Here is a 15,993-nt window from a genome sequence, read left to right on the forward strand (position 1 = left end):
GGCGCGAGCCATCATCGACCCGCGCGCTCGCTATCGCGATATGTCGTCAAGGCCGCCCCCCGGCATAGTCTCTGGTGAGAGGCTACGCCGTCGGGGCAAGTCGCTCAAGTCGTTCAGGCCGAGGCCGACTTGGCCTCTTCTTCGCGGTCCGCATAGATGAACAGCGGGCGCGACTTGGTCTCGACCGCCTCGGGGCCGATGACGACCTGCTCGACGCCTTCCAGCCCCGGCAATTCGTACATGGTCTCGAGCAGGATGCCCTCCATGATCGAGCGCAGCCCACGCGCGCCGGTCTTGCGCTCGATCGCCTTGCGGGCAATCAGGCTGACCGCCTCGTCGGTGAAGGTGAGCTCGGTGTCCTCCATCTCGAACAGGCGCTGATACTGCTTGACCAGTGCGTTCTTGGGCTCGGTCAGGATGGTCTTGAGCGCCGCCTCGTCGAGGTCCTCCAGCGTCGCCAGCACCGGCAGGCGGCCGACGAATTCCGGGATCAGGCCGAACTTGAGCAGATCCTCAGGCTCGACTTCGCGGAAGATCGCGCCGGTACGCCGGTCGTCCGGCCCCTTCACCGTCGCGCCGAAGCCGATCGAGGTGCCCTTGCCGCGGCTGGAGATGATCTTGTCCAGCCCAGCGAAAGCGCCGCCGCAGATGAACAGGATGTTGGTGGTGTCGACCTGCAGGAACTCCTGCTGCGGATGCTTGCGCCCGCCCTGCGGCGGCACGGAGGCGACGGTGCCCTCCATGATCTTGAGCAGGGCCTGCTGCACGCCCTCGCCCGAGACGTCGCGGGTGATCGAAGGGTTGTCGGACTTGCGGCTGATCTTGTCGATCTCGTCGATGTAGACGATGCCGCGCTGAGCCCGCTCGACATTGTAGTCGGAAGCCTGCAGCAGCTTCAGGATGATGTTCTCGACGTCCTCGCCGACATAACCGGCCTCGGTCAGCGTCGTCGCATCGGCCATGGTGAAAGGCACGTCGAGAATGCGCGCCAGCGTCTGCGCCAGCAGCGTCTTGCCCGAACCGGTCGGCCCGATCAGCAGGATGTTCGACTTCGCCAGCTCGACATCGTTGTGCTTCGAGGCGTGCGAGAGCCGCTTGTAATGGTTGTGGACCGCGACGGAGAGGACCTTCTTGGCGTGGTCCTGGCCGATGACGTAGTCGTCGAGAACCTTGCGGATCTCCTTCGGGGTCGGCACGCCGTCCTTGGACTTCACCAGCGCGGACTTCGATTCCTCGCGGATGATATCCATGCAGAGCTCGACGCATTCATCGCAGATGAACACCGTCGGGCCCGCGATCAGCTTGCGGACCTCATGCTGGCTCTTGCCGCAGAAGGAGCAGTAGAGCGTGCTCTTGGAATCGCCGCCGCTGGCCTTACTCATCGTGATTCTCCATCTCGGAGGACAAAATCCGCCACCGAATAACGGCAGGCTGATGTCGTCTCCCCGTCATAATAGGCGCTCAGATCACGATTTTTAGGTTAACGCGTCGCTCTGGCGCAGGTGGCGACGAAACTGACCCAAAACCGGACCGCTCGAGCGCCTTGCTGCGCCCTTCCGATGCCCCATGCAAACATGGGGCCTAGTCTCTAGGCAATATGGTCCTTCGGGAACCACTCGCCAACCCACAGGCGCGTCGTGCCGGGGTAGCCATTTAAAGTACCGGCTTCCGCTGAAAGCCGGCACCCGCTCTTCCGGCCAGTGCTTTAGGCAGCCGCCTCGTCCGCGCGCTTGTCGATGACCTTGTCGATCAGCCCGAAATCGCGCGCCTGCTCGGAGGTCATGAAGTTGTCACGCTCCAGCGCGCCCTCGATATCCTCGTAAGACCGGCCGGTGTGCCTGACATAGATCTCGTTCAGGCGCCGCTTCAGGCTCTCGACCTCGCGGGCATGGATCAAGATGTCGGTGACCTGGCCCTGGAAGCCGCCGGAGGGCTGGTGGACCATGATCCGGGCGTTCGGCAGGGCAAAGCGCATGTCCTTGGCGCCGGCGGTCAGCAGCAGCGAGCCCATCGAGGCAGCCTGGCCGACGCAGAGCGTCGTCACCGGGCAACGGATGAACTGCATGGTGTCGTAGATCGACAGGCCCGAGGTCACCACGCCGCCGGGCGAGTTGATGTAGAAGGAGATTTCCTTCTTCGGATTCTCGGCTTCGAGGAAGAGCAGCTGCGCCACGATCAGCGAGGCGGAGTAGTCCTCGACCGGGCCGGTCAGGAAAATGATGCGCTCGCGCAGCAGGCGCGAATAGATGTCGAAGGCGCGCTCGCCGCGGCTCGACTGCTCGACCACCATCGGGACGAGATTGTTATAGGTCTCGATCGGGTCACGCATCATGGTCGGTCCTTGGGGTCAAAGCGGGCGAGAATCAGCCGAGAGCGGCGAAACCCCACATAAGCATGCCGGTGGCGGCTGAAAAGGGAAGCGCCGCCCGGCGGGGTGCGGGCGGCGCGAAATCGTAAGCTAGGTGCGGAAGGATCAGGCCGAAGCCTCGTCGTCCGCGGCCTTCTTGGCCTTCTTCGCCTTGGCCGCCTTCGGCTTGGTCTCGGCGGCGCCTTCGTCCTCGTCATCGGCGAAGAGTGCCTCGCGCGAAACCGACTTGTCGGAGACCTTCACCTGTCCGAGCAGATGGTCGACGACCTTCTCCTCGAAGATCGGGGCGCGGATCTCGGCGAGAGCCTGCGGGTTCTTGCGATAGAACTCCCAGACCTGCTTCTCCTGGCCCGGGAACTGGCGGGCGCGCTGGATCAGAGCCTGCGTCACCTCGTCGTCGGCGATCTGGACCTTGGCCTGCTCGCCGATCTCGGCCAGCACGAGGCCGAGGCGCACGCGACGCTCGGCGATCCTGCGGTACTCGGCGCGAGCCTCGTCCTCGGTGGTGTTCTCGTCGGCGAAGGTCTTGTTGGCGTTCTTCATGTCCGCCTCGACCTGGCTCCAGACCGCGGCGAACTCCTGCTCGACCAGGGTCGGCGGCAGTTCGAAGCTGTACTTGGCGTCGAGCGCGTCGAGCAGGCTCTTCTTGACCTTGCGGCGGGACTGCTCGCCGAACTCGCGGCCGACCTGCTCGCGGATCGCGGTCTTCAGCGCCTCGAGCGACTCCATGCCGAAGCCCTTGGCGAGCTCGTCATCGATCTTGAGATCGCCCGGCGCCTGGACGTCGTCGACGGTGACGGCGAACTCGGCCGGCTTGCCGGCGAGATTCTCAGCCGCGTAGTTTTCGGGGAAGGTCACCGATACGGTGCGCTGGTCGCCCTTCTTGACACCCTCGAGCTGCTCCTCGAAGCCAGGGATGAACTGGCCGGCGCCGAGCTCGAGCGGGATTTCCGAGCCGGTGCCGCCGTCGAAGGGCTTGCCCTCGAGCGTGCCGACGAAGGAGATCAGCAGGCGATCGCCCTTGGCGGCCTTGGCGCCCTCCTTCTTCGAGACGAAGCTGCGGTTCTGCGAAGCCATGCGCTCCAGCGCGGCATCGACATCCGCCTCGGGCACCTCGGCGACCGGCTTCTCGAGCGCGACGTCCGACAGGTCGACGATCTCGATCTTCGGCAGCACCTCGAGCGCGACGGTGAAGGCGAGGTCGCCCTTGGCTTCCATCGCGGACTCGATCTCGTCCTTGTTCTCCGGGAACTTGATCTGCGGCTCGAAGGCGAGCTTGAGCTCGTTGTCGGCGATGATCTTCTGGTTCGCCTCGTTGACGGCGTTCTGGACGACATCGGCCATGACCGAGCGGCCATAGAGCCGGCGCAGATGGCCGACCGGGACCTTGCCGGGCCGGAAGCCATTAATGCGGGCCTTGCCCTGCAAGCCGGCGAGGCCGTCATCCAGCCTGGTCTTGAGGTCGGCGGCGTTCAGCACCACCTGGAATTCGCGCTTGAGGCCCTGGGACAGGGTTTCCGTCACGTTCATCGTTCTGATCCGCCAACAGCTCTTTACTTCAATGTCCAAAGCGCGACGCCGGGTGACCGCCGCCGCGCTCGCGAAATCCGAATCCTGGTGCGGGCGGAGGGACTCGAACCCCCACGACTTTCGCCGCTGGTACCTAAAACCAGTGCGTCTACCAGTTCCGCCACGCCCGCCGACCCGGTGCGCCATATCGCAGTCTTCGCGACAGCAGCACCGTAGGCCGCGCCGCTATACCATTTCGGGCGCGTCATGCAGCAAAAAAATGCGACAGTTCTGCGAAGACCGCTCCCGAGCGGCTTTCCACTCGCCAGAACAGCACGGCCCGGCTATGTCGCGAGCATGAGAAAAGACGCCTCGCCGCCGGCCTCGCGCCCTCATCCCAGCCGACGCCTTGTGATCGCACAGGCCGCCGGGGCCGCGACCCTGCTCTCGCCGCTTTCCGCACTGGCCCAGCAGGCGCCGACTGCATCGACGCCGCCTACCGGCGGCGCGGTGCGAGACCTTGTCGCGACCTCGACCAAGGTGCGGCTGCGGCCTGCACCGGCGCCCGAAACGGAGATCTGGGCCTTCGATGGCGCTACGCCGGGTCCGGTGCTCAAGGTCAAGCAGGGCGAGACATTGCGTCTCACCTTGCAGAATCGGACCGACAAGCCGCTCTCCCTGCACTGGCATGGCCTGCGCGCCGATCATGCCATGGACGGCGTCGGCGGCTTCAGCCAAGAGCCGGCGCCGCCGGGCGGGCAGTTCGAATATCGGCTGACGCCGCCCGATTCCGGGACTTTCCTCTATCGCCCGATGCTGATCGGCGGCTCGTCCGAGCCGTCCGGCCGCGGGCTCTCCGGCATGCTTATCGTTGAGGAGAAGGAGCCGCCTTCGGTCGACCTCGACCTGCCCGTCCTGATTGGCGACTGGCTACTCGGCGACGACCAGAAGCTCCTGCCGTTCGCGGCCGATGGGCAGGACGGCGCCGCTGCCGGGCGGCTCGGCAGCTGGCTCACCGTCAACGGCAAGCCGCCGCCGCTGCCGGTCAAGCTTCCGCCGGGCGCTCGCGTCCGGCTTCGGCTCGGCAATGCCTGCAATGCGCGGATCATGCGATTGCGCTTCGACGAGACGAAGGCCTCCGTTGCGGCGGTCGATGGCCAGCCGACCGATACCTTCGAGCCGGTGCGAGGGCAGCTGCCTTTCGCACCGGGCACACGTTATGACGTGATATTCGATATGCCGGAGACGGTCGGCGCCGCAGCCAGCGTTACCGCGCTGATCGGGCCCGGTGTGCCGCTGGTTCGCTTCGTGTCGGAAGGCGCGGCCAAGCCAGCGCGCGCGCCGATCGCTGCGATGCAGCTTAACCCCGCGCTGCCGGCAGCGGTTCGGCTGCAGGACGCGAAGCGCGCCGAGATGGTGATCGAAGGCGGCGCCAAGGTCACGCCTGAGAACAAGCTCGACCTCGCCGGGCTCGACCTCGCCAGGCCCTGGACGGTCAATGGCGGCCAGGGCGATCCGAAGGGCAAGCCGCTGCTCAGCGTCAAGCGTGGCACGCCGGTGGTGATCGGCATCACCAACAAGACCGCCTTCCTGCAGCCGCTGCATGTCCACGGCCACAGCTTCCGCCTGCTGCACCCACTCGACGATGGCTGGGAGCCCTATTTTCTCGACACGGTGCAGATTCCCGAGGGCAAGCGCCTGCACATCGCCTTCATCGCCGACAATCCCGGGCGCTGGCTGATCTCCTCGACCGTGCTGGAGCGCTTCGACCGCGGGCTGTGGAGCTGGTTCGAGGTGACCTGAGGCGATGAGCGCAGGGCGGCGCGCCATACTTTGGCTGCTGGCGGCATTCTATCTCGCCGCCGGCCTGCTGCACCTGTGCTCGCCCGCGGCGTTCCTGCCGATCGTGCCGGACTGGGTACCCGCGCCGAGTCTAACCGTGATCGCGACAGGCATCGCTGAAATTCTGGGCGCACTCGGCCTGCTTGTTCCTAAGCTGCGCAAGGCTGCGGGGATCGGCCTCGCGCTCTATGCGCTTTGTGTGTTCCCGGCCAATCTCAAGCACGCCGTCGAAGGCGTCGTCCTTCCGGGATTGCCGAGCAACTGGTGGTATCACGGCCCTCGTCTCGCCTTCCAGCCGGTGCTGATTTGGGCGGCGCTGTACGCTTCCGGCGTCACACGCTGGCCATGGCGGCGCTTGCCAGCCAAGTGAGCGGCTTCTAAACCCCCGGCCTTAAGCCAAGGAGCCCGTCATGACCGCCAACGCCATCGTCACTGTGGGCGCCGAGCTCGCCAGGCCCGTCCGATTCGGTAACGGCCTGCCACTCGCCTTGATTGCTGGCCCCTGCCAGATGGAGAGCCGCGATCACGCGCTCGAGATCGCTCAGGCCCTAAAGGAGACAGCCGAGAAGCTCGGCATCGGCCTTGTGTTCAAGGCGTCTTTCGACAAGGCCAACCGCACCAGTGTGAAGGGCCAGCGTGGCATGGGGCTCGAGGCCGCCCTGCCCGTCTACGCCGAGATTCGCGAGCGCACCGGCATGCCTGTGCTGACCGATATCCACGATGTGAGCCAATGCGCGCCGGTCGCCGAGGTTGTCGATATCCTGCAGATTCCGGCCTTCCTCTGCCGGCAGACCGACCTGCTCGTCGCCGCCGCCAAGACCGGCCGCGTCGTCAACGTCAAAAAGGGCCAGTTCCTGGCGCCCTGGGACATGGTCAATGTCGCCGCCAAGGTGACCGACAGCGGCAATCCGAACGTGATGCTCACCGAGCGCGGCGCCTCCTTCGGCTACAACACGCTGGTCACCGATATGCGCAGTCTGCCGATCATGGCGGAGATCGGTGCGCCCGTGATCTTCGACGCGACCCATTCGGTGCAGCAGCCGGGCGGCAAGGGCGCATCGACCGGCGGTCAGCGCGAATTCGTGCCGGTACTGGCCCGGGCAGCGGTCGCTGTCGGCGTCGCCGGCGTCTTCATCGAGACGCATCCGGATCCGGACAACGCGCCGTCGGACGGGCCGAACATGGTGCCGCTGCGCGACTTCCATGCGCTGATCGCAGAGCTGCAAGAGTTCGATCGCCTTGCCAAGCGTGCGGCGCACTCTACGCTGGCGTATGTCTGACGCCCCAAGTGCCCCGCCACCTCCATCGACGCCCTCGCAAGGCTCGCTGAATTCACTGATCCTCGTGCTCGGGGCGTGTGGTTTCGCCTCGACCTTCACGATGCGCCTGCTCGATCCGCTGGTGCCGACGCTGGCGGCCGAGTTTGGGCGCAGCATTGCCCAGGTCGCTGCGATCGCGACCGGGTTCTCCTTCGCCTATGCGATAGGCCAGCCTTTCCTCGGGCCGATCGCGGATTCGCTTGGCAAGCTCAGGACGATCGCGACCTGCCTCGGCGCGCTCGCGCTCCTGTCGCTTGCCGTGACCTTCGCCGGCTCGTTCGAAGTGCTGACGGTCGTGCGCATGGTCGCCGGTATCGCCGCCGGGGGCATCATCCCGGTCGCGATGGCGGCGATCGGCGACCGGGCGCCTATGGCCGAGCGGCAGGTCATGCTCGGCCGCTTCCTGGTGCTGATGATCGTCGGGCAGATGGTCGGCGCCGCCTGCTCGGGGCTGATCGCCGAGCATATCGGCTGGCGCTATGTCTTCGTGATGGCCGCCGGCCTCGCCGCGATCGCCGGTGCGCTGGTGCTGATCGTGCTGAAGCCGAGGCCGGATGCGCGGCGCGCACCGCTCAGCTTCGCCGGCGCGCTCGCGAACTATGCCGCCGTCTTCGCCAATCCGCGTTCGAAGCTGCTTTATGGGCTCGTGATCGTCGAGGGCAGCCTGATCTTCGGCATGCCGCCCTATATCGCCGCGATCCTGCAGGAGCGTGCCGGCGTCGGTCCGTCGCAGGCCGGTCTCGTCATCGCCGGCACCGGGCTCGGCGGCATCGTCTATGGCGTGCTGACCCGTATCCTGGTCGAGCGACTCGGCCCGACCAGGATGACGACGCTAGGTGGCATCGTCATGGGCTTGGCCTTCGCTCTCTTCTCGCTCCCTTTCCTGCCCTGGTGGAGCGCGGTCGCGATCTTCACGCTGAGCGGCTTCGGCTTCTTCCTGATGCATGGCACCTTCCAGGCACAGGCAACCGAGCTCGCGCCGACCGCGCGCGGCTCGGCGGTGGCGCTCTTCGCCTGTGCCCTGTTCTGCGGCCATGCGCTCGGGCCGGTGCTGATGGGCGCCGCCCTGCACCTCTTCGGCACCGGCGGCGCGATCCTGCTTTTCGCCGCTGGCATCACGCTGCTCGGCTTCGCAACGCCGCGTATCCTGCCGTTGGCGGGCAGCCGGACCTGAGTTTCTCTTGAGCGTGCCGTAATCCGAAAACCGCTTCGCACTTTTCGGCGGCAAGCTCTCAGCGCCCGCGATAGGGCGCGACGCCCTGGTCGGGCAGCCACAGGCCCTTCGGGGCCTCGCCGGTCTGGAAGAACACGTCGATCGGGATGCCGCCACGCGGATACCAGTAGCCACCGATGCGGAACCATTTCGGCTGGAGCAGCTCGACCAGCGTCTTGCCGATGCCGACGGTGCAGTCCTCATGGAAGGCGCCGTGGTTGCGGAAGGCGCTGAGGTAGAGCTTGAGCGACTTCGATTCGACCAGCCAGTCGCCCGGCAGGTAGTCGATCACCAGGATGCCGAAATCGGGCTGCCCGGTGACCGGGCAGATCGAGGTGAATTCCGGGCAGGTGAAGCGCGCGAGATAATCGGTGCCGGCATGCGGGTTCGGCACGCGGTCGAGGCGGGCTTCCTCCGGCGAGCGCGGCAAGTCGCTTGCCTTGCCGAGCTGGAGGGTCGAGGCGTCGAGTGTCATGGCTTGGTCCTGAGCAAGTGGGCGCCCGTCGATCACGGCCGCTGGCGTTGCCGCGGCTTTTAATGCCCGGCCCGGATAAACGCCACCGCCCCTTCCCGTCGCCGCCGCTTGTGTCTAGAAGCGCGGCATCCCTTGCCCACTCAGCTCCGGAGCCTGCCATGACCGCGATCATCGACATCATCGGCCGCCAGATCCTCGATTCCCGCGGCAACCCGACGGTCGAGGTCGATGTCGTGCTCGAAGACGGCTCGATGGGCCGCGCCGCGGTGCCGTCTGGCGCCTCGACCGGCGCGCATGAGGCGGTCGAGCTGCGCGACGGCGACAAGAGCCGCTATCTCGGCAAGGGCGTGCTGAAGGCGGTCGAGGCCGTCAATGTCGCGATCGCCGAAGCGATTGTCGCGATGGACGCCGAGGACCAGGCGGCGATCGACCAGGCGATGATCGAGCTCGATGGCACGCCGAACAAGAGCAAGCTCGGCGCCAACGCCATTCTCGGTGTCTCGCTCGCCGTGGCCAAGGCGGCCGCCGATGCGTCCGGCCTGCCGCTCTATCGCTATGTCGGCGGCACCTCGGCCCGCGTCCTGCCGGTGCCGATGATGAACATCGTCAATGGCGGCGCCCATGCCGACAACCCGATCGACTTCCAGGAATTCATGGTGATGCCGATCGGCGCGCCCTCCTTCGCCGAGGGGCTGCGCATGGGCGCGGAAATCTTCCACACGCTGAAGAAGGCCCTGCACGACGCCGGCCACAACACCAATGTCGGCGACGAGGGCGGCTTTGCCCCCAACATCAAGTCGGCGGAAGCAGCGCTCGACTTCGTCATGCAGGCGGTCGAGAAGGCCGGCTACAAGCCCGGCGAAGACGTCGCGCTGGCGCTCGACTGCGCCGCGACCGAGTTCTTCAAAGACGGCTCCTATGTCTATGAAGGCGAACGCAAAACCCGCGATCCGAAGGCGCAGGCCAAGTACCTCGCCAAACTGGTCGCCGGCTATCCGATCGTCTCGATCGAAGACGGCATGGCCGAGGATGACTGGGAGGGCTGGAAGGCGCTGACCGATCTCGTCGGCAACAAGTGCCAGCTGGTCGGCGACGACCTCTTCGTCACCAACGTCACCCGCCTGTCGCGGGGCATCAAGGAGAAGACGGCCAACTCGATCCTGGTCAAGGTCAACCAGATCGGCACGCTGACCGAGACCCTGGCCGCCGTCGAGATGGCGCAGCGCGCCGGCTACACCGCCGTGATGTCGCATCGCTCGGGCGAGACCGAGGACGCGACCATCGCCGACCTCGCCATCGCGACCAATTGCGGGCAGATCAAGACCGGCTCCCTTGCCCGCTCCGACCGGACGGCGAAGTACAATCAGCTCTTGCGCATCGAGGAGGAGCTCGGCGCACAGGCGATCTATGCCGGGCGCTCGGCGCTGAAGGCTCTCGCCTGAGGCATCATGCTGCGCTGCAATAGGCAGCGCCATGCGGTTTGGCCCCTAACGGCAGCTCCGGCATCGCGTTAAGCCGGAGCATGCATCAAGCCGTTCCGCTTTCCGACGAGAAACTGCGCCGACGCAGGCAGCTCGCGTTTGCCGGCATGGCCTTCGCCATGGTGATCTTCGGGGCGAATTTCGTCGTCAGCCGCCATGCAGTGCTGAACGGCCTCTCCTCGCACGACATGCTGGCGCTGCGCTTCGTCACCGCCGGCTTCCTGCTCCTGCCCAGCTTCATGATGGCCGGGGGCCTGCGCGATTGCGCCGGCCTCGGCTGGAAGCGCGGCCTGATCCTCGCGATCATGAGCGGCTTCCCGATGAGCTTCCTGCTCATGACCGGGCTTACCTTCGCCCCGGCAGCGCACGGCGCCGTGATCGGGCCCGGCACCGTCACGGTGATCGGTATCGTTGGCAGCGTCGTCCTGTTCGGCGCGCTGATGACGCGGCAGCTCGTGCTCGGCGTGATCGCGGTGCTCATCGGCCTCGCCTGCCTCGGCATCGCCGGCACGACGCATTCCAACCCGAGCATCGTCTTCGGCGATCTCTGCTTTCTCGGCGTCGGACTGGTCTGGGGCGGTTATCCGCTGCTGATCCAGCTCTGGCGGGTCAATGCGCTCAAGGCCACGGCCGTGGTTTCAGTGCTGTCGATGGCCTATCTGCCGATCTACTTCGCCTTCTATTTCCGCGGCTTCGACGTCGCGCCCTGGTGGGTGCTGGCGCTGCACGCGATCAATCAGGGCGTACTCAACGTCATCGTCGGCCTGTGGATCTGGAGCTGGTCGACGCCGGTGCTCGGTCCGTCGGTCGCCGGGCGCTTTCCGCCGATGATCCCGGTGGTCGGCACGCTGCTCGCCATCCCCGTGCTCGGCGAGATCCCGAGCGGGCTGCAGATCGGCGGCATCGCGCTGATCATCGCCGGGCTGTTCGCCGCCTCATGGCGTCGCCCGGCGGCGCGCTAGTGCCATCAGGCCGAGATTCCAGACGATACAGACGAGCAGACCGAGGCCGAGAGCCGGCCAGGAGTCGAATATCGGCGCCGTGGCGTGAACCGTGGCGAGCCCCAGCCCGAAGCCGAGCAGGCCGAGCGCACTGTTGGCGATGACGGCGGCGCTGGCCGGCCCGCCGATGCGTGGCTGCAAAATCGCGATCAGGCTCGACAATACGAGCGGCACGGCGGCAAGCACGCCCGACCAGGTCGGCCCGACCGTGGCGCTCAAGGCGGTCACGACACCAGTCAGCGTGGCGACGGTGGCGGCGCGCAATGGCAGCACATACCAGAGCCGGCCCGGAGGCTTGGCCGGGCGCGCCGCGAGATAGGGCCGGAAGATCCGATGCAGCGTCGGGAAAGCGATGATCGTCAGCGCCAGGATCGCCGGAAAGGGCAAGGCGAGTTCGCGCAGCACAACAATCGCCGCGATCCAAGTAACCAGCCCGGCGCCGAGACTGACGACCGTGCCGAAACGTTGCGCCAAAAGGACGTAGACCAGCGACAGACAGGCATTGCCGAGATTGGAGTTCATGCTGCCCAGCGCGCTGGCTGAGATGAAGGTGGCGTCGTGATCGAGCGCGAGGAACGCCAGGACCGGCCCGGCCGAAATCGGCAGCGTCGCGATCATCGCCGCGAGCAGCGGCCCGACCCGTTCCGCCAACAGCGAACAGCTGACGACGATGGCGGCCGCGACCGCCATTTTGATGAGCAGCAGGCCAAGCCCGGGATCGATCACGCCGGCTCGCCTCTGGCCCAGCCTTCCTTCGTCTCAGCAATAAAGTCCTCAAGCCGGCCGGCGGCGATGGCGGCGCGCAGGCCGGCCGTCAGCTCCTGGTAATAGGCCAGATTGACCCAGGTCAGCAGCATCTTGCCGAGCATCTCCTCGGCCTTGACCAGATGGTGCAGATAGGCGCGCGAATAGGTGTTGGCTGCCTGGCAGGAGGATTGCGGGTCGACCGGCCGTGGGTCTTCGGCGTGCTTGGCGTTCTTCAGATTCATCCGGCCGAAGCGGGTGAAGATCTGGCCGTGGCGTCCGGCGCGTGTCGGCATCACGCAGTCGAACATGTCGACGCCGCGCCTGACCGCCTCGACGATGTCGTCCGGCGTGCCGACGCCCATCAGGTAGCGCGGCTTCTCCTGCGGCAGATGCGGCTCGACCGTCTCGATCATCGCCAGCATGATGTCCTGCGGCTCGCCGACCGCGAGCCCGCCAATGGCGTAACCCTTGAGGTCCATGGCGGCGAGCTCGCGGGCGCTCTCGACGCGCAGGGACGGCACCGCCCCGCCCTGGACAATACCGAACAGCGCCCTGCCCGCCGGATCGCCAAACGCCGTCTTGCAGCGCTCGGCCCAGCGCAGCGAGAGCCGCATCGCCTTCTCGGCGACCTTGTCCTCGCAGGGCAGCGAAACGCATTCGTCGAGCTGCATAACGATATCCGAACCGAGCAGGTTCTGGATCTCGACCGAGCGCTCCGGCGTCAGCACATGCTTCGAGCCGTCGATATGCGACTGGAAGGTGACGCCCTCCTCGGTCAGCTTGCGCAGATTGGCGAGCGACATCACCTGGAAGCCGCCGGAATCGGTCAGGATCGGGTGCGGCCAGTTCATGAACTTGTGCAGGCCGCCAAGCCTGGCGACGCGCTCGGCACCCGGCCGCAGCATCAGATGATAGGTGTTGCCGAGCACGACATCGGCGCCGAGCGCCTTGACCTGCTCGGGATACATGCCCTTGACCGTGGCGGCGGTGCCGACCGGCATGAAGGCCGGCGTGCGGATCATACCGCGCGGCATGCGAACCTCGCCGGTGCGGGCTGCGCCGTCCCGGCCGAGTAGGTGAAAGCTGAAATCCGTCGTCATGGACGCGGGCCTAGCCCAGCGCCACCTTTCGCGAAAGAGCCTTGCACGCCGGGCGGGGCTGTGCCGGCAGCCGGGCGCTCAGCGCTTGGCGAAAGCAGCCTCATAGACATCCGGCTTGAAGGCGAGGATGCGACGATCACCGAGATCGAGCACCGGGCGCTTGATCATCGTCGGCTGCGCCAGCATCAGCGCGATCGCCTTCTTGGCATCGAGGCCTTGCTTGTCGGCCTCGGGCAGCTCGCGGAAGGTCGTGCTTCCCTTGTTGAGGACCTTCTCCCAGCCGAGTTCCTTGCACCAGGCTTCGAGCCTGGGCTTGTCGATGCCGGAGACGCGATAGTCGTGGAAGGCGTAGGGAATCTTGTGCGCGTCGAGCCAGCTCCAGGCCTTCTTCATCGTGTCGCAGTTCTTGATGCCGTAGAGCGTGACCATCGTCCTGACCGTCTCTGATTGCCGTCGGCGCCGAGGTGGCATGCGGCCGACCGGAGATCAAGCGACCCCGCCGCCTGGCGCCGGACTACGGCGAAGAAAGCTGAGTGTTCCGAGCAGGCGCTCGTTGCCATCGCCGATCGCAGCGCGGACAATCATGCGTCTCTCGCGTCCTGTCATCCGGCCGGTAACGATGGCGCGTATCGGGCGAGCAAGGAATCGGATGGGCGCGCCATGATCGACCAGTTGCAGCAGGCCGCGACGAGCGACGACAAGCTCGATATCCCCTTCCGCCCCTGGAAGGACCACACCGCGGCGGGCGTGGACTTTCCCGACCTCTCCATTACGACCAGCGAAGCGGCTTTGACCCGTCCCATCGTCGATGCGCTCGCGTCGCGGATACCGGCCAATATCGAGGTGCTCGCCGGCATCGACATCGGCGGGCTCGGCCTTGCCGGAGCGCTGGCCTATCGCAACGGCCTCGGCTTCATCGACATCCGCAAGGTCGATTCGCTGCGCAACGGCGTGATGCGCAGCATCATGGCCAACTACGAGCTCGGCGAAGGCGTGGTGATCTCTAAGGGCTCGCGGCTGGCGGGACGCCAAGTCGCGATCGTCGACGATTGCCTGATCTCCGGGGGCACGGCGATGGCGGCAGCGCGGCTGATCCGCCGGCTCGGCGGCCATTGCGACACGGCGCTCTTTGTCTTCGACATCGACCGGATGGGTGGGCGTGAGCGTCTTGCCGGCGGTGGGATCAGGGCAGAGGTGTTGCGCACCGTCCCGCGAACAGCGCCGGAGAGCGAAGGCGCCTAGGCGACGTCGGCGCGATCATCGGGTGCCGAGTTGCCAGCGGGCAAGATGGTCGTGGCGGCTTGTGCCATGAACGCTGCGGATCAGAACGAACTCCCGAACCGGAAAGCTCGCAGGCGGGATTATTGGCTTGCTGAATGGGCGCTCATCGTAGAGCAGCGTCACATGCGGTCCGAATTTGGACGGCGTCCGAAAACCTCGTGCCCGCATCTCGCGACGCAGGCTTCTCTGAAGCCTGTCGAGGATCGAGAACGTCTGGCTCGTTTCAAGAAAAACGGCCTGTCGATCGCCGCGTTTGCCATGCCCCGCGACATGGTCGAAGGCGACAGTGAACCCCGGCGCGACCACGGAAGCGCCAACCTTCTCCAAGGCTGCGATCTCCTCGCTGGCAGCTCCGCCATATCGCTCGATGCCGCACAAGGTGACGTGATAGCGCGCCAGTCCGATCGGCCACCCCCGCAAATCGTGCGAACTGCGAAGATCATGGGCGAACGCATCGATCGCCGCAGCATCTTTTGGCGGCGGCACCAGCGCGAAGAAGTATCTGATCCAGCCAGGGGCGACTAAGGTCTTCGACCAGTCACGGCCGCCCACGATCCCGTAGCGGGCATCCCAACTGAACAGATCTGGTTGATCTGGAGATGGCCTTCCCATCGCCAGTATTTAGAACAAACAAAGAACAAAAACAACCACCCTCACCCCGCCGCCCGGTACTCCGAAGGCGACATCCCCGCGCGCGCCGCGAAGAAGCGGGAAAAATAGGCCGGATCCGAGAAGCCGAGCCGGAAGGCGATCTGCGAGACCGGCGAGCGGGTGTAGACGAGGTCGCGCCGCGCCTCGAGCATCAGCCGCCCCTGGATCACCCGCATTGCGGAATGGCCGAGCAGCTCGCGACAGACGCGGGTGAGATGCGGGCCGGTTACGCCGAGATCACGCGCATAGGCATCGAGCGGCTCATGCGTGTGGAAATGGCTCTCGACGCGCTCGATGAAGCGCCTGACCAGCACGGCGCGCGCATCGTTCGAGCCGCTGTTTGCCACCGCATGCGAACGCGCGATGCGGGCGAACCAGATCGCGATCAAGCGCGCATGGGCGGCTAGCGCGAGCTCGCGACTGCCGCGGTTGCGGCCGAACTCGGCGAGCGCTGCCTCCATCGTCATGGCGAGCTCAGCCGTGCCCGCATCGTTCGGCCCTCGCCTGTCGACGAACACCTCGCTCAGCACGGCGCCGAGCGCGGGCTCGGCTTCGAAGAGCGGCGTCAGCGTCGAGGTCGCGACGCTGGCGACGAAGCCTTCGGTGTCCGGATTGAACCGGAACTCATGGATCGCCAGCGGCGGCAGCAACAGGACGGTGCCGGGGATCAGCCGATGCTCGACACCGTCGACCCGGACCAGGCCGCCACCCGAGGCAATCAGGAAGAACTGGGCCATGTCCTGGTGGCGATGCGGCTCGATCCGCCAGTCGCGTGGAGCACTGCGGGCGCTGATGCGTTCGATATGCAGCGCATCGGGGAAACGCTGCTCCCGTGGCTCGTCATAGAGCCAGTAGGCCGGCACCGAAGCGAGCGACATGCGAGCAACCCGATGTTCGTTTTGTCCAATAGGTTGGGTGAAAGCTCCATTCCGGTCAAGCAGAGGCGATGGCATTTTCTTGTGAAAGTACAGGGCTCGGCGAGCCCGAGATTCGTGCGGGAGGATGC

General features: G+C 66.1%; 16 protein-coding genes and 1 tRNA gene. 7 read left to right on the plus strand and 10 right to left on the minus strand.

Annotation, left to right across the window (positions count from 1 at the left end; translation table 11 throughout):
* Positions 1-113: 113 nt before the first annotated feature.
* The 4 genes from clpX to BLM15_RS07930 all read right to left on the minus strand — a co-directional run bounded on the left by clpX (position 114) and on the right by BLM15_RS07930 (position 4,068).
* Positions 114-1,382, minus strand: a complete 1,269-nt coding sequence (clpX, locus tag BLM15_RS07915; protein WP_110491201.1) for an ATP-dependent Clp protease ATP-binding subunit ClpX — start codon at positions 1,380-1,382, stop codon at positions 114-116.
* Between the two features lie 323 nt (positions 1,383-1,705).
* The gene (locus tag BLM15_RS07920) at positions 1,706-2,329 is read right to left on the minus strand and encodes an ATP-dependent Clp protease proteolytic subunit (RefSeq protein ID WP_126111956.1); all 624 of its coding nucleotides are present in this window, start codon (positions 2,327-2,329) and stop codon (positions 1,706-1,708) included.
* Between the two features lie 144 nt (positions 2,330-2,473).
* Positions 2,474-3,898: a trigger factor gene (gene tig / locus BLM15_RS07925; RefSeq protein WP_126111958.1), complete on the minus strand. Its 1,425-nt coding sequence runs from the start codon at positions 3,896-3,898 to the stop codon at positions 2,474-2,476.
* A gap of 85 nt (positions 3,899-3,983) precedes the next feature.
* Positions 3,984-4,068 (minus strand) — tRNA-Leu (locus BLM15_RS07930).
* A 166-nt stretch (positions 4,069-4,234) separates the two neighbouring features.
* Here BLM15_RS07930 and BLM15_RS07935 point away from each other — a divergent pair.
* Genes BLM15_RS07935 through BLM15_RS07950 form a run of 4 tightly spaced genes read left to right on the plus strand, consistent with a single transcriptional unit; the run spans position 4,235 to position 8,212 of the window.
* Entirely contained in the window at positions 4,235-5,680 is a 1,446-nt protein-coding gene (locus BLM15_RS07935) for a multicopper oxidase family protein (protein ID WP_126111960.1), read from the plus strand.
* Positions 5,681-5,684: 4 nt separating this feature from the next.
* Positions 5,685-6,089, plus strand: a complete 405-nt coding sequence (locus tag BLM15_RS07940) for a DoxX family protein (RefSeq protein ID WP_126111962.1) — start codon at positions 5,685-5,687, stop codon at positions 6,087-6,089.
* 40 nt (positions 6,090-6,129) lie between these two features.
* A complete protein-coding gene (gene kdsA / locus BLM15_RS07945; RefSeq protein ID WP_126111964.1) occupies positions 6,130-6,999 on the plus strand; it encodes a 3-deoxy-8-phosphooctulonate synthase in 870 nt (289 codons plus the stop codon).
* Entirely contained in the window at positions 6,992-8,212 is a 1,221-nt protein-coding gene (locus BLM15_RS07950) for an MFS transporter (RefSeq protein WP_126111966.1), read from the plus strand. The genes kdsA and BLM15_RS07950 overlap by 8 nt, the downstream gene beginning before the upstream one ends.
* Before the next feature lie 58 nt (positions 8,213-8,270).
* On the opposite strand, the gene queF is transcribed toward BLM15_RS07950, so the two are convergent.
* Positions 8,271-8,726, minus strand: a complete 456-nt coding sequence (gene queF, locus BLM15_RS07955) for a preQ(1) synthase (RefSeq protein WP_126111968.1) — start codon at positions 8,724-8,726, stop codon at positions 8,271-8,273.
* Positions 8,727-8,884: 158 nt separating this feature from the next.
* Between queF and eno the strand changes: the two genes are divergently transcribed.
* Positions 8,885-10,168 (plus strand): phosphopyruvate hydratase, encoded by a 1,284-nt coding sequence (gene eno, locus BLM15_RS07960; RefSeq protein ID WP_126111970.1) that lies wholly within the window; start codon positions 8,885-8,887, stop codon positions 10,166-10,168.
* Positions 10,169-10,248: 80 nt separating this feature from the next.
* Positions 10,249-11,169, plus strand: a complete 921-nt coding sequence (locus BLM15_RS07965) for a DMT family transporter (RefSeq protein ID WP_126111972.1) — start codon at positions 10,249-10,251, stop codon at positions 11,167-11,169.
* On the opposite strand, the gene BLM15_RS07970 is transcribed toward BLM15_RS07965, so the two are convergent.
* The 3 genes from BLM15_RS07970 to BLM15_RS07980 all read right to left on the minus strand — a co-directional run bounded on the left by BLM15_RS07970 (position 11,143) and on the right by BLM15_RS07980 (position 13,484).
* Entirely contained in the window at positions 11,143-11,934 is a 792-nt protein-coding gene (locus BLM15_RS07970; protein WP_126111974.1) for a hypothetical protein, read from the minus strand. The genes BLM15_RS07965 and BLM15_RS07970 overlap by 27 nt on opposite strands.
* Positions 11,931-13,055, minus strand: coding sequence for a tRNA guanosine(34) transglycosylase Tgt (tgt, locus tag BLM15_RS07975; protein WP_126111976.1), 1,125 nt, complete (start codon positions 13,053-13,055; stop codon positions 11,931-11,933). The genes BLM15_RS07970 and tgt overlap by 4 nt, the downstream gene beginning before the upstream one ends.
* Before the next feature lie 78 nt (positions 13,056-13,133).
* Positions 13,134-13,484, minus strand: coding sequence for an ArsC family reductase (locus BLM15_RS07980; protein WP_164547430.1), 351 nt, complete (start codon positions 13,482-13,484; stop codon positions 13,134-13,136).
* 231 nt (positions 13,485-13,715) lie between these two features.
* Between BLM15_RS07980 and BLM15_RS07985 the strand changes: the two genes are divergently transcribed.
* Entirely contained in the window at positions 13,716-14,297 is a 582-nt protein-coding gene (locus BLM15_RS07985) for a phosphoribosyltransferase family protein (protein WP_126111980.1), read from the plus strand.
* A gap of 15 nt (positions 14,298-14,312) precedes the next feature.
* On the opposite strand, the gene BLM15_RS07990 is transcribed toward BLM15_RS07985, so the two are convergent.
* Both BLM15_RS07990 and BLM15_RS07995 read right to left on the minus strand, forming a co-directional pair.
* Complete coding sequence (locus tag BLM15_RS07990) at positions 14,313-14,888, minus strand: 2'-5' RNA ligase family protein (RefSeq protein ID WP_206438619.1); 576 nt, start codon at positions 14,886-14,888, stop codon at positions 14,313-14,315.
* Positions 14,889-14,989: 101 nt separating this feature from the next.
* On the minus strand, positions 14,990-15,865 hold the full coding sequence (locus BLM15_RS07995; protein ID WP_164547431.1) for a helix-turn-helix domain-containing protein: 876 nt from the start codon (positions 15,863-15,865) through the stop codon (positions 14,990-14,992).
* Positions 15,866-15,993: the final 128 nt, after the last annotated feature.

The sequence above is a fragment of the Bosea sp. Tri-49 genome (assembly GCF_003952665.1).
Taxonomy (GTDB): domain Bacteria; phylum Pseudomonadota; class Alphaproteobacteria; order Rhizobiales; family Beijerinckiaceae; genus Allobosea.

Excerpts from the sequence above, each read along its gene's own strand:
- BLM15_RS07935 (WP_126111960.1), top strand. The coding sequence starts at position 4,235 with ATGAGAAAAGACGCCTCGCCGCCGGCCTCGCGCCCTCATCCCAGCCGA.
- queF (WP_126111968.1), bottom strand. The coding sequence starts at position 8,726 with ATGACACTCGACGCCTCGACCCTCCAGCTCGGCAAGGCAAGCGACTTG.
- BLM15_RS07950 (WP_126111966.1), top strand. The coding sequence starts at position 6,992 with ATGTCTGACGCCCCAAGTGCCCCGCCACCTCCATCGACGCCCTCGCAA.
- BLM15_RS07940 (WP_126111962.1), top strand. The coding sequence starts at position 5,685 with ATGAGCGCAGGGCGGCGCGCCATACTTTGGCTGCTGGCGGCATTCTAT.
- tgt (WP_126111976.1), bottom strand. The coding sequence starts at position 13,055 with ATGACGACGGATTTCAGCTTTCACCTACTCGGCCGGGACGGCGCAGCC.
- BLM15_RS07995 (WP_164547431.1), bottom strand. The coding sequence starts at position 15,865 with ATGTCGCTCGCTTCGGTGCCGGCCTACTGGCTCTATGACGAGCCACGG.
- clpX (WP_110491201.1), bottom strand. The coding sequence starts at position 1,382 with ATGAGTAAGGCCAGCGGCGGCGATTCCAAGAGCACGCTCTACTGCTCC.
- eno (WP_126111970.1), top strand. The coding sequence starts at position 8,885 with ATGACCGCGATCATCGACATCATCGGCCGCCAGATCCTCGATTCCCGC.
- kdsA (WP_126111964.1), top strand. The coding sequence starts at position 6,130 with ATGACCGCCAACGCCATCGTCACTGTGGGCGCCGAGCTCGCCAGGCCC.
- BLM15_RS07980 (WP_164547430.1), bottom strand. The coding sequence starts at position 13,484 with ATGGTCACGCTCTACGGCATCAAGAACTGCGACACGATGAAGAAGGCC.
- tig (WP_126111958.1), bottom strand. The coding sequence starts at position 3,898 with ATGAACGTGACGGAAACCCTGTCCCAGGGCCTCAAGCGCGAATTCCAG.
- BLM15_RS07965 (WP_126111972.1), top strand. The coding sequence starts at position 10,249 with ATGCATCAAGCCGTTCCGCTTTCCGACGAGAAACTGCGCCGACGCAGG.
- BLM15_RS07920 (WP_126111956.1), bottom strand. The coding sequence starts at position 2,329 with ATGCGTGACCCGATCGAGACCTATAACAATCTCGTCCCGATGGTGGTC.
- BLM15_RS07985 (WP_126111980.1), top strand. The coding sequence starts at position 13,716 with ATGATCGACCAGTTGCAGCAGGCCGCGACGAGCGACGACAAGCTCGAT.